Annotated in this window: 10 protein-coding genes; 1 reads left to right on the plus strand and 9 read right to left on the minus strand. The window is 37.7% G+C overall.

Translation table 11 applies throughout. The features are described 5' to 3' along the window. Window positions 1–139: 139 nt before the first annotated feature. The 4 genes from HGH91_RS08190 to HGH91_RS08205 form a co-directional block, all read right to left on the minus strand. Entirely contained in the window at window positions 140–1,726 is a 1,587-nt protein-coding gene (locus HGH91_RS08190) for a hypothetical protein (protein ID WP_168737993.1), read from the minus strand. A gap of 411 nt (window positions 1,727–2,137) precedes the next feature. Beyond that, window positions 2,138–3,073 (minus strand): GDP-L-fucose synthase family protein, encoded by a 936-nt coding sequence (locus tag HGH91_RS08195; RefSeq protein ID WP_168737994.1) that lies wholly within the window; start codon window positions 3,071–3,073, stop codon window positions 2,138–2,140. A gap of 6 nt (window positions 3,074–3,079) precedes the next feature. Next, window positions 3,080–4,192 (minus strand): GDP-mannose 4,6-dehydratase, encoded by a 1,113-nt coding sequence (gene gmd, locus HGH91_RS08200; protein ID WP_168737995.1) that lies wholly within the window; start codon window positions 4,190–4,192, stop codon window positions 3,080–3,082. A 118-nt stretch (window positions 4,193–4,310) separates the two neighbouring features. After that, the gene (locus HGH91_RS08205) at window positions 4,311–5,486 is read right to left on the minus strand and encodes a sialidase family protein (protein WP_168737996.1); all 1,176 of its coding nucleotides are present in this window, start codon (window positions 5,484–5,486) and stop codon (window positions 4,311–4,313) included. A gap of 899 nt (window positions 5,487–6,385) precedes the next feature. Here HGH91_RS08205 and HGH91_RS08210 point away from each other — a divergent pair. After that, on the plus strand, window positions 6,386–7,717 hold the full coding sequence (locus HGH91_RS08210) for a hypothetical protein (protein ID WP_168737997.1): 1,332 nt from the start codon (window positions 6,386–6,388) through the stop codon (window positions 7,715–7,717). 19 nt (window positions 7,718–7,736) lie between these two features. On the opposite strand, the gene HGH91_RS08215 is transcribed toward HGH91_RS08210, so the two are convergent. The 5 genes from HGH91_RS08215 to HGH91_RS08235 all read right to left on the minus strand — a co-directional run bounded on the left by HGH91_RS08215 (window position 7,737) and on the right by HGH91_RS08235 (window position 13,846). Continuing rightward, the gene (locus tag HGH91_RS08215; RefSeq protein ID WP_168737998.1) at window positions 7,737–9,551 is read right to left on the minus strand and encodes a DUF4838 domain-containing protein; all 1,815 of its coding nucleotides are present in this window, start codon (window positions 9,549–9,551) and stop codon (window positions 7,737–7,739) included. Window positions 9,552–9,701: 150 nt separating this feature from the next. Then, window positions 9,702–10,382 (minus strand): sugar transferase, encoded by a 681-nt coding sequence (locus tag HGH91_RS08220; RefSeq protein WP_168737999.1) that lies wholly within the window; start codon window positions 10,380–10,382, stop codon window positions 9,702–9,704. A 3-nt stretch (window positions 10,383–10,385) separates the two neighbouring features. Beyond that, entirely contained in the window at window positions 10,386–11,606 is a 1,221-nt protein-coding gene (locus HGH91_RS08225; RefSeq protein WP_168738000.1) for a polysaccharide biosynthesis protein, read from the minus strand. 56 nt (window positions 11,607–11,662) lie between these two features. Then, window positions 11,663–12,595: an NAD-dependent epimerase/dehydratase family protein gene (locus HGH91_RS08230; RefSeq protein ID WP_168738001.1), complete on the minus strand. Its 933-nt coding sequence runs from the start codon at window positions 12,593–12,595 to the stop codon at window positions 11,663–11,665. Between the two features lie 12 nt (window positions 12,596–12,607). Further along, window positions 12,608–13,846 (minus strand): glycosyltransferase family 4 protein, encoded by a 1,239-nt coding sequence (locus HGH91_RS08235; protein WP_168738002.1) that lies wholly within the window; start codon window positions 13,844–13,846, stop codon window positions 12,608–12,610. Window positions 13,847–13,849 lie beyond the last annotated feature (3 nt).

Consider the following 13,849-nt stretch of genomic DNA (forward strand, 5'->3'; position numbering starts at 1 on the left):
ACTAAAAAAGAAAGGCTATTCCTAACTGGTGAGAGCTATCAGCAGAGCCTCCTATTATCTTATTCTTCTAAAATCTAATGATATAAGCCCTTTCGCTTCAATTCAAAAACGAAAGGGCCTGAAATTTTCTTTTCTTTCCTTAAAAATCATAATAGAACTGGCGGAATGTACTCCGCAAACCAAAGCTAAAGATCAGGTCGTTTTTGGTATCCATGTTGTTCTTTAGTTGTCTTGCTGCCAAAGAAGCTTCCAGGCGCAAATTATATTTAGGGTTCAACACATATGCCACGGTTCCCTGTGCATACAATAATTGAGTCTTGATACCCTGACCAATCCAATTTCCATAGTCCTTAGGACGGATGGTGTAAGGCCTAGAAATATCATGTCCATAATTTGTTGTAGCATCAGGATCATCGCCATATTTAGAATACATGATTTCTCCTCTTCCATACCAACGTTTTAAACGATAGGTGGCAATACCCAGTACTTCCCAGAAGTTGGCCCCTAACGGATGTGCCAATGATTGATTATAATGTTCATAATTGATCATTGTACTCTTGTAGGAATAGGTGTAAGGCCTCACCGCATTAAATTCTCCCTGCAGGTCCAGCTTATTAATATTAAATATGTCGAAAGATCTGAAGCCCAGCTGAGCAGATTGTTTGTTGGCCCACCAACCTTTGCCACCAAATACTTCTTTAAGTTTAAATTCATCCAGCACTAATTGTCCATAGATAGTAGTTTTCGGGAGTAATTTAAATTTGGCATTGAGGCCTACTAAAGCGTTATCAGAGGAGCCTTCTGAGAATTCGGCAGAACGCAGGAATATGATTGGGTTCATATAACTCCAATCAAACCCTCGCTTACGGCCAGAGGAATCGGCATCAGGCCAGATTACCGCGTCAAAGAAGCCAATCGTCAACCTTTTGCTCACATTCCAATCAAGGAAATGGAACACGCCCCATTTTTTATAATAGCCAAGATCATCATAAGCCTGTGCGAAGTCCTTGCTGTGCTTATCCATGAATTGCGCCCACATGGCGGTGTACTGGACATTTCCTAGTGTTCCGGTCAGTTTAAGGTAAGGATAACTAAACTGGATATCAGATAAGATCAGGGAACGATACCCGTCACCGATAAAATTTTGCCCATATCCTGCTGTAACATTGAGATATTTATTCGGTGTATATGATAACAGTGCATTTGCATAATTGAAGTCAAAAGCCTTCCCATTACTATAGTCTTTTATCCCACCCTGGCCTGGTACAATTTGATTCTTCCGGATATATTGATCCAGGTAACCAGGAAACTTTCCCTGGTTTTCAAAGAAAGAGGATTCGAAATAAAATTTTTCTCCAATATTGGCTTGTATGATGGCCCCACGTGTATTCAACCATGTAGTTCTACTCCCATCTTTTGATTTCCCGACCTGAAAATCAGGCAGAAAGTCTATGAATACATTATAATCTTTATTACGGAACTCCAACAGATGCTCATTGAATAATTTGCGATGAACCAAACTGCGCTTAGTAGTATCTGGCTGAGTATACATAGCGCTGGTATCTTCATGGAGAATGATTTTAAAGGTGGTATGATGATTTTTGCTGTCAAGGTAGAGTTCCCGGATGTCTTGTGGGTTGTAAGGAACGATAACGGGTAGTTTCTCTTGGGCATTTGTGGTATTGGCAAACATTACGATTGCTACTATCCAAATGAGATACTTCATCAATTTTTATTTTGAGTTGAGTTAAAATACTATATAGAATTAAATATCACAAACACGATTCAATGACATTACTGCTGCAAGAAGTTGTTTAAAAATTAAAACTTACAGTTTTAGTAACACACTAAAAAATATCAGCTGAAAGAATGCCAAGGAAAAGCAGGAAAGCTTCTCTCGGTATTTATCCAGCCGTCTAAAAAAGTTAAGCCTTACATATGCTCTTTCTACTTGTCACCTCTCTGCTAGAGGTATTAACGCCATTCAATAAATCGGGAGGACAGTTATGGGGATCAATAAACCATTCAGTCAGGCAAACTAGCCTGCTTTATCAGTGATGCTATCGCAACTTTCAGGCCGGAAATGATTATGGATCCCACCACCGTAATAAAAGTCGGATTGTCGGTACTGCTCAAATTACGCAGACCAGTTGGTACTCTTTACCTCTTCATATACTTTCTGAATCCCTTCTTCCAGACTAATCTTTGCTTTCCAACCGTAACTATGGAGCTTGGTAACATCCATCAATTTACGTAGTGTACCATCCGGTTTACTTGTATCAAATATTAATTTACCTTCATACCCGACTACTTGTTGTATTAGTTTTGCCAGCTCACCAATACTAATATCTTCTCCTACTCCAATATTCACAAGGCTCTTTTCATTATAATGTTGCATCAGATAATAGCAGGCATCCGCCATGTCATCCGCATGTAGAAATTCACGTTTAGGCGTACCCGTTCCCCAGATTACCACTTCAGGTGTATAATTTTCCTTTGCTTCATGAAACTTGCGCAACAAAGCAGGCAACACATGAGAATTGTTCAGATCATAATTATCATTAGGCCCATACAGATTGGTAGGCATTACTGAAATAAAATTACATCCGTATTGGGTCCGATAAGCATCACACATTTCAATACCAGCAATTTTAGCAATTGCATACGGCTCATTGGTCGGCTCCAAAGGGCCTGTAAGCAGATATTCTTCTTTCAATGGCTGTGGTGCCATTTTAGGATAAATGCATGACGAACCCAGAAACATCAGCTTTTTCACCCCTGTTTTCCAGGCATTGTGAATAACATTGTTCTGAATCATCAGGTTTTCATAAATAAATTCTCCCCTGTAAGTGTTATTGGCCATAATTCCTCCTACCTTGGCAGCCGCCAGAAACACATATTCAGGCCTTTCTATCGCAAAAAAATCCGCTACAGCTTGTTGATCACGTAAATCCAGTTCTGCTGAAGTACGCATAATGATATGGTCAAACCCCTCCCTTTGCAGCCTTCTCACAATAGCAGACCCCACCATTCCGCGGTGTCCTGCTACGTATACTTTATTTTCCCTGTTCATATACCTTTATTCAAACTGATTTAATATATTGTATCCTGCCTCTTTCAGCAATTTTTCACTTTTAAACAATTCCATATCTGCAGCCACCATTTCTTTTACCAACGCACCCAGGTCATACTTAGGCTTCCAGCCCAACCTGGCCTGTGCTTTAGAAGGGTCACCAATTAACAGATCAACTTCAGTTGGCCTGAAATAACGGGGATCTACAGCCACTACTTCCTGTCCAGGTTTTAAGCTACTACCGGCAGTGACCACACTTTTTACGATACCCTTTTCATCTATTCCACTTCCTTTGAACTCCAGCTCAACTCCCACTTCTTCAAATGACAGTTTGATAAAATCGCGTACTGTATTGGTAATCCCCGTGGCAATCACAAAATCCTCAGCTTTATCCTGCTGTAACATCAGAAACATCGCTTCCACATAGTCTTTAGCATGCCCCCAGTCCCGCTTAGCATCCAAATTTCCCATAAATAGCTTATCCTGCATACCCAAAGCCAGTTTTGCCACTCCTCGCGTAATTTTGCGGGTTACAAACGTCTCTCCTCTCAACGGGCTCTCATGATTAAAGAGAATCCCATTACAGGCATACATTTTATACGCTTCTCGATAATTTACCGTAATCCAGTAAGCATATAATTTGGCCACTGCATAGGGCGAACGAGGATAAAATGGTGTTTTCTCTGATTGAGGAATTTCTTGTACCAGACCGTACAATTCAGAAGTAGAGGCTTGATATATCCTTGTTTTTTGAGTCAGTCCTAGTAAACGTACCGCTTCAAGTAAACGAAGCGTACCCACTCCATCTGTATCTGCGGTATATTCTGGTGTCTCAAAGCTGACTTGCACATGACTCATCGCCCCAAGGTTGTAAATCTCATCAGGCTGTACCTCTTGGATAATACGGATTAAGTTGGTAGAATCTGTCAAGTCGCCATAATGAAGTTTGAATTTCACATTCGTTTCATGAGGATCCTGGTATAAATGATCTATTCGATTGGTATTGAACAGTGAGGAGCGTCTTTTTATACCGTGTACGGAATAACCTTTTTTGAGCAGTAGTTGTGCCAGATATGCACCGTCCTGGCCGGTGACACCTGTAATAAGGGCAATTTTCATGAATTTTTCCGTTTGGTATTTCTGCAAAAATAAGGATTCCCTTCGGAGAACAAAAGGAACATACTATTTTACTTTAGATAGCAGTATACCGGAAGTGGATAAAATTACATATATAGCATTATTTATCTACGATTATGCGCTTGAACAGATTATTATTTGCCAGTAAGTCTTTTTCGTGTATCCTTACCAGTAGGATTTCTTTATCGGAAGCTCTGTTACGGTCGTATACAATGTCAATCATTCCGTCCTTCTCTTGACAAGCATCTGGATATGAAGTATTGCTGCGGGCGTCCAGTAAAAGCCGATGTGGCCAGGTTTTACCATCATCTGTTGAAAGAAAAACTGTCAGATTATCTCTTGAGTTACTTGAGTTCATTACCAGTAACAAGTTACCTGAGCCAAGCCGCTGAATATGGAAGCGACTCGACGTTGTGGCCCCCAGTTGCTTAAATTGCTCCGGTTCTGACCAACTTTTTCCTTCATCCTTACTGTAGCAAAAATAAATACCCTGATTTGTGCGAATAAATGCCAGTAATCTACCATCTTTCAATTGAGCCACCTGATGTTCATCAGCCGTTCTGATCTTCTCATTTAATGGCAAACGGCTTTTTTTAGTAAACGCTGCATAATCATTTATAGATCTTTGGTATTCCGCACTGTAAATAAACGCACCTGATTTATCCAAAGAAACTGGCTGAAATGGCCACACGGAAATAGGATAAAGTGCTTGCTGTGTATTTTTAAGAACAATTGGCTTGTTCAACATTACTCCATCTGTAATCCACTTAGGAGCGGAGCAGACGATTGTATCATTTACGAAAGTAATGTTAGCATTCCATACCCCTCCTTTATTATCCCAGTGCGATTGGGACTGAGCCCAGAAGAGGTGCAAATTTCCATGGGGATCTTTCCATAGTCCTGGGTCAAAAATGCGATAATTATTTTTGGCGGGTGCGACGATAATAATATTCTTCTTCCAGGTGAGCCCGTGGTCTTTACTGCTGGAAACAGTCGCATAGTTACCAGGTCCTTCTCCGCCTCCACCACTGTACCAAGTAACCAAAATACGGCCGTCTATTGAGGATTCTACAGAAGGGATCCCCTGCCATTTGCGATTCACATATATCTGATTGTTTTCCTGATTCAATAGTATTTGCGGAACAATTGACGCACTTTCATCAGGTATGGGTGCGATGGGAACCGGTTGACTACTAGAATCTTTTTTGCAGGCAGTAACAAAGGCAAGGAAAAACATGCAAAATATTTTGCATGCAATTAACCAATTAAATTTCATATTATTCTTATTATTCCCTAGGTATGTATTTAACCATCGCTGTCCGGTACAAAGGGTTACTATAGTTGTAACTACTACTGGGTAAGGACTATAGCTTATTTTTATACACTAAAAAAGAGGATCACCCCCTTAACTCATTAAATACAAGCCAGATCATGATTCTCATATTAGCAAACAACTTTTTTTATTGCTGATTTTTTCGATCAATGTTATCAATAGCTGAACAACCAAAATGTTGTACACTGAGTAGATCCTGCTCGGTTAACTCGGATCTTCTGTTTATTCGTGATAAATACAAACCCGATTATCGTTCTGTCCTGAAATTAATTGACCTAGTCCTATTGTATTTTAAAAGAATATACAAATATAATCATTTGCTTAAAGAAAAGCATTCAATAACATGTTTTTAACAAATAATGACGCTTGTTCTTAAATTTGCTATTGGAACGTAAGAAGCAGTTGTGGTTAATTAATATAGATTTATCACACTATGAAAACAAATTTTCACGATAGTAGCTGATTTGAGAGATGGTTTCATAAAACGAATAAGGTATAAATGAGAAATTATAACTAAAATTAAGTACGTATGGGCACATTTGGCAGAAGCAAAAGCATTTCAAAACAGGCTGTTAGCATTTCATAAACAGTATTGTTAGTTTACATTGTAACTGATAAATACTTATTGGAAGGCACTAGCGATTATTTCCCATTCAGAACATTTATACTTATATTAGCGATTTCCGCATTTATAGCTCGTGTTTAGCATTGGCTTATTAATCGGCTTAACTTACCCGTATATCTTATATAATTACGGGGCCTTGTACATGTGGTTATAATACACTATATTCTCTCCAGCACAATTGGTGATAATTAAAGAATTAAATATTATTTAAAAAATAATGTCCGAGTTTTTTGATAAATATATCGAGGTAAAAAAAAGACTTGCATACACCTACAAAAGTTACCGGCTGGAAAAAGTCCTTTCAGTGGTAATAGCGAAGCTTGTCTATAAGATAAGTCCTTTTAATGTAAAACAGCTTTTTAAATGTTGCTTTGCCAGGGATTTCAGACTTCTCGCAAAGGCAAAAAGTTCAATCTTATTTACTATTGAACCTTTTAAAAGGAAGGATTATTATGAAATATGGAACTATGTACAACAGAAATTTGATAATGAGAGAATCGATAGTTATGATTTAAAAGACACCAGGGTTGTTTTCTCTTTTAGTATCAGAAACCTATTATCTTCCACCATCCATATTTTAAAACGAGGAAAAGGATTGTCATTATCTGACAAACTGGCACTGATTGCCGAGTACTGTTTTATCAGAAACACCATTGATATGCTTGAAAAACAATCATTACCAGCCATTAACAAATATGTTGCTTTCTGCGGCATACATTATTTAGAGAACCTTATTACACAATATTTCATAAAAAATCAGATACCTACTTATTCTTTACAACATGGGGTTACTTATGTTTTTACCAAACAAATACCTTTTGATGCCATTGCATATGAGAATATGACCTCGGATTATCATATTTGCTGGGGACAGTATACCAAAGATGAAATGCACAGATATGGCATTCCTGAACATAAGCTATTGATTGGAGGCTATCCACGATTTATTGCTCAAAAACAATTGAACAACAGACAAACATATACCGGTAAAGTCATTGTTTTCCTCACCCGAAAGGCATTTGAAGCCGCCAACATTTCACTCTTAAATATTCTTAAAAATTTAAATACCTCTTATCCAGATATTAGTTTTTTTATAAAGCTGCATCCGAGTCTAAAAAATGAAACCTATGAAAATATCGTTAAATACGGTAACGGGAACAAGGATCGCAACCATTTTGAAATATTGCCCAATCATATCACTGTTAGCGAATTATTAGAATCTAATTCATTCGATTTTGCAATTGCCATCAACACAGCCACCTATTACGAATCCTACATTTTTCAGGTACCTTGTCTGCGGTTCGAAGATGGTAGTTTCGACCAGAGTGTTGGGATAGCAGATGATCTCTTCACGGACCTGTCCACTCTGACAGAACATTTGAACAGGCTATATGAAAGTAATAGTAACGAAGCCACTTTCGACAAAATAGATAATCGACTAGCTTACGCTGTAGGATTTAATATTGATAATTATTATCAGGCTATTATGGATAATAAGCAACCCGATATGAATAATGAGCAACCCGATACTTCAGCCGTTGTTGCATAATTGATATCAATACGACGAATTATCTGTTTAATAATTCAAGGAATTCCTTCTTGTAAGTATTAACGTCTTTTCCACTTATAGATAATTCGGTTATTTTAGCTTTACGACAGGTATTAATAAAACTATCCAACCTGGCTTTTAATACCTCAGGAGTGTTCATTGCAGCATCTTGTGCAGCAGGTATGGCTTTTACCATTTTAGATGTCTGGTTGTTTATATTAAGTTTATTGGATGCAGCCACAGAAGTTTTGGCAGTTTCTAAAAAAACATAATCAACAGCTAATCTGGCTGTTTTTACTCTATCGAGTAAAACGGGATCGTCCTTCACGCTGGCTTCTGCTTGATCAAAATATTGGCTATATTGCTTTAGTAGTGCAAAAGAAAGATAGGAATTTTGGGCATCATTCAAATTTCCAAATAGTTGAAGGCTTAAACCACTCTTTCTAAATTGGCTTTCTACCTGATCTATATACTTTCTGATAGATGCTGCTGCATTCCCATAATAACCATTTAGAAAATCATTGATAACAACATCATCATCAATGCCAGGATTCCATAGCAATTGCGAGATCAGGTATGCTCTTAGCTCAGAAAATTCACCTTTACTCCATCCTTGTTCAAACATCATCTTCACTCCTTTCTGCTGGAAATATTGAATATCCGGTTTCAACAAATGCAAATTAGGATAAGGACTTAATACATTCGTATATTGAACTACGTAATCCCATATCATAATGTTATTTGTTAACTTCAACCAATTATCTAGATCCAGTCTAAAGCTAGCAGATGCCTTATCCGATGCAATACTGGTTATTCTATCTACCTGATAACACAGCACAATATTAACATTGGGTAAAGGACGTGTCTTTTTGGGGGCCGCTCTTGAATATTGATACGCCAGTGTAGAGATAACCTTATCCGGGAAAAGGGCAGCGACTTTATTTACAAAAGTAACAATACTTCCCTGCGGCCCTCCCTCTTGATTATTTATCTGGGTACATTTATCGCAATGGCAATAATCAAAATTATCATTTTGGCTCACAGACCAATACTTTGCAGTTGGCTTCTTGGCCATTTCCTTCTTAAGGTTACTCACCAAGACATTAAATACATCTGGATTCGAAAGACATAACTGGGTCGGCACCCTCTTACCATTAACCAAGGCAAAATACTCGGGATGCTGGTTGAAATATTGTGCTTGTGGTACCAATGTTTCAAAAGTATGTACAAACAGCCCCCAATCTTCATACTCATATGCATGAGTTTGCCAATTGTATACATTAAACAGCTTATGCCAATTGGGATATTCCGGCGTGGAGCTCATCTCCCTAAAGAATTCAGTCCTATAGCTAAAGGCTGGTTCCTGCTTTAAAATAATGTTGCTATTTAAGGTAATAGTGGGATGCTGAGGTATATAATAACAATCACCTGCATACATTTTACAACCCAGGTATTTTTCCAAGAAGCTATAAACACCATATAATAGCCCCTTTCTTTGTCCTCCTTTTATTGTCAGGTTATTAGTAGTAGTACTTATGATAAAACCATCGTCAGCAAGATTGCTTTTCTTATCCTTGATGAGCACAATTGAATTGGAACTAACCGATCTAGCAGTATTTTTAATGTCAAGACGGGCTCCACTTACTTTTTGAAGATATTGCTGCAAAATCTGGGCAGCTTGTGTCTCTATAGGATCAGGTTGAGTTGGCAGGACAATAACATAGTTAGCCTTTCCATTTTCGACAATACGGATATTATTCACCTGTCGGCAAGATGCATTCGCGACAAAAAATGTCACTAAAATGAATACCTGAACCAAGAAAGCATTACGCATATTCAATCCTTTTAAAAATGATAAAATCAGATGATAAATAGCTGTACAGAAAATTAGTATCCCACGTATACAAAAAGTTCTGGTTTCCCAATTCAACAGATGACTTCCAAAAATGTTTTACTGCCCTCCCTTATATCGATTATATCAAGCTTAGTTAAGTTCCTCAGGATTGAAATTTCTTTTAGGTAATGTTTTAAAAACCGAGAAATGCAATTCTGATTCCGGTTTGATTATTGCCCAGGCTGTCAGAAAGATAATCAGGATATCAGTACTGAACGATTTATTTTGTTGATACCATAACTCCACTTCGCCTTTATAAGGAGCAATGTATTTCTTATAAAATTCATGAGGAGGAATAGTAGCGGCTGATATCAGTTTTTCTTCATCTCTGAAAATAATAGATCCGATGCCCGTAATACCAGGTTTAGAGTTATAAACTACGGCCTTTACTTCATCGGCATAAGCATTAAATGTTGCATCCACCAATGGTCTGGGGCCTACCACACTCATATTCCCTTGCAACACATTAATGATCTGTGGTAATTCATTAATTTTAGTTTTCCTTAAAAAACCTCCTATTGGTGTTACCCTAGGGTCATTCCGCAATGTGATTGAGCCAGTTCCCATATTGAGACTATTTTTTAACATGGTGGCATACTTCCATATATAGAAATATTCGTTTTTATATCCTATTCGCTTTTGAAAATAGAAAACTTCCCCTTCTCCTGTTAATTTCAAAATAATACAGATCGGAATAAACAGCGGTAATAACAACAGCAGTGCTATTAATGCAACAAATAAATCCAGTAATCGTTTAAAAAAAGTATACATAATCTACATTTTTTGATCTAAATTCTTTCCCTTTTCTATATGCTCAAAATTGGGTAAATAGGACGTTAATACAGCTACGATCTCATGTTTTTCAACCTTACTTTTTCTAAATAGCTGATGGAGGTTGTGGAAAACACTTCCTATTTCATCTTCATCTCTCTTCTTTGCTTCCTTAATTACACCAAGATTTGGAAAAGTATCAATATCAAGGGTTTCCTCACTGGTATAAAACTCTTCATAAGGTTTTTCGCCAGTTGTATCGGAGTTAAAAAAGTATACTGGAAAATGTTTGCCATCCTTTACAAAATCAACCATCTTCTGCTTTGCCTCCTCTTCTGAAGAACAACTAACAGGAATCAGATCCAAGTAGCCCAATAGATCAAGCGCAATGTCAGAGAATGCTACCAGGTCTTCCTCCATATCCAGTTTTGGAAAGAAAATATCTCCTGATTTACCAAGAACAGAAGCCATTAGGCATATCTGTCCAGCTTCTTCCGGAGATACAAAATACCTTTTAATTCCTAATGGACATGACCATGCCTGATTCTTATTGAGTCGTTCAAGAAATCCTAATGGAAGGCTTCCATTTGAAAACGCCACATTAGCGAAACGGGCGGTAGTTACATTTATTCTCGAGGAGTAAGATAAAATAACATCCTCCATCAATTTTTTGCTGGCACCCATTATATTTACTGGATTTGCCGCTTTGTCAGTAGAAACACAGAAAAATTTCTCTGGAGGAGTCTCTGCCAGAAGATCAAGCAGCTTTTTCGCTTTTAATACGTTATTCTGGATCATTGCTTCTATCGAATACTGATCCTTTTCACTTCTCACATGCTTATGTGCGGCAAAATTAGCAACGATCTGAAAGGGTCCTTCGTTTATAAATATCTTTCTAAAAACATCTTCTCCAAAATCTATGGGGTAGGTTTTAAAATCTTCGGGAATATTATAGTCACTGCTACTTCTTAGATCTCTAACAAGCTCAGTCAGTCCATTTTCATTAATATCAACAACATACAGCTTCTTTACATTAAATTTTAAAATGGCCTTGATATAGGAAGAGCCAATTGTACCAGCACCACCAATAACCAATACTGATTTATCATTTATCTGGTGCTTTAATTCCCGATCAAATTTATGTAAATCTGACGTTAGCAAGCTTTCCTTTCTTCGGGTAATCTTGCCAGCAATAAAAGCATTCAGGTCAAAGCTCTTAATCATTGTGTAGTATTTTAGAATATTTAATGTTTCTTATTTATGACAGTTCCTATATGCTGTTACGAGCGAAATGACTTAAATGTCATTTCCAGGCCCTGCCTGGTACAATAGGGTAAATTTAATTGAAGCGCATTTTTTATCTTTTCGTTGCTAACAACATAATCACCCGTTAGCTTATCTAATCGTTCAGTATTCAATGGCAATCTTAATGTATCACCAATGCCGGAAAGTACCCTGATCAATCGCCGTGGTATTTTTAATATTGATACTTTCTTATTCAGCGAACGGCCAATGACATCAATCAGTTCATTGGTAGAGATCACTTCGTCATCGGCTATATTATAAACACCGGATGGAATATGCTGGTTTAAAATTTCCCAGATAACTGCACTCAGGTTATGAATATAGAGGTAAGATTTTTTGTTCTCAAAAGCACCCAACGGGTAAGGAATTCCTTTCTTTATTACATTATATAGCAAATTCAGATTTCCTTTGTTGCCCTCACCGTGAATAATGCACGGTCTTAACACATAACAGCTCTTATTTGCAGAAAGCTCACTAGACAAAATATATTGTTCGGCGGCCAATTTAGATTTCCCGTAAGGTGTGGCGGGATTTGGTTGAACAGTCTCATCTAACACTCCTTTCACATTATCTGCTGCAGCCTTAACCGAACTCATAAAAAGAAACTGTGTAGCATAAGGATGCACAGAAAATATGTCAAATAGTTTTTTTGTAAGCCCGTAATTGATATCCCAATATTCTTGTTGTAATGTTACATTTTTAACATCGTGTGCTTTACCGGCAAGATGTATTACTGCATCCAGATCGGTAGGCAAAGATTCCAATGTAAGTTCATCCCAAAGTATCTCGTTACCGGATCCACTTTTTCTTCTTACAAGCGAAATGATTTCCGCATCCGGGTACTGCTGCAGATATTTGCATAAATTCGCCCCAACAAATCCTGAAGCGCCTGAGATCAATAGCTTCATTTAAATAGTTTTTTAATTTAACAAACCTGTCACCAGATTATTATACTTCTCTCCGATAGCCTCTTTGGAAAAATTTTTCAGGATAAATTCTCTTCCCTTCTCACCATCTGCAATCAGCCATTCTTTTTGTTGGCTGGCCTCAGCTATTGACTTTATATACGCTTCGGTGTCACCTGGAGAAACGAGTTTTCCGTATTCCGATTTCCTCATCAGGTCACCTAATGGTGAACTCGCTTCTGTAACAACAATAGCAGATTTTGCTGAAGACATGATGGTATATATTTTCGAAGGAAACCCTTCTTTACTGCTGCTAGGGCTCATTACAATAGTGTGTATGTCCATGCTTGCATTAATAACAGGCATCATTTCCCGGGGTTGGTAATCCAGCAACAGTACATTTTGAAGATGATGTTCTTCTATTTGGGTCTTCACCCAATCTTTCTTTACACCATCACCTACAATCAAAAATCGGATGGGCAAATCCCTTAGTGCTTTTGCGGCAGCTATAATTGGTTGCCAATCTTGTGCATGTCCAATATTTCCGGCATACCCCACTACAAATTTATCATCTAACCCGTGTATTGTAGAAAAAGCATTCACCCTCGGCAATGGTACGTACAGGTTAGTATCTACAAAATTAGGAATTACATGCAACTTACTACTGTCTTTAATCCTGGGCGCAACAATCTCCTCAAACTTAGTATCAATGGTCACTACCGCTGCACTGTTATTATAAATGCTCCGTTCTATACTGTGCAGTAACGAAATGATTCGTTTATTCTTTATGGCACCTTGCTTTATAGCAAAATCAGGATATATCTCCTGAACATTATAAATGGCTTTAGCTCCTTTTATTTTACCGAGCAAATATGAAATAACTCCAATGGTAAGTGGAGGTGAAGGAGACAATACAATGTCATATTTACCAATACAACATCCCATCAACAATGCAAACATATGAAACCATACAAAATCGATTACTCTGATAAGCATGCGCTTCGATTTCTTCATCCGAATATGATATACTTTGATATCATCCAGAAAAATACTTTCATAAAAAAGCCCGCCCCACCTTTTTCTCAAAGGTTGCTGCGCAATTTGTTCCTGAACAATATTAAAATGTGGAGTAGTGGTTAACACGCAAATTTTATGTCCGTGTTTTTTAAGTTCCCCAACCAGATCTGCATATAAATAGGCAGTAGAAACTCCATCCGGTTTAAAAATCAACGAGTGTATCAATATCCTGGCCATAAT

Source organism: Chitinophaga eiseniae (assembly GCF_012641265.1).
Classification (GTDB): Bacteria; Bacteroidota; Bacteroidia; order Chitinophagales; family Chitinophagaceae; genus Chitinophaga; species Chitinophaga eiseniae_A.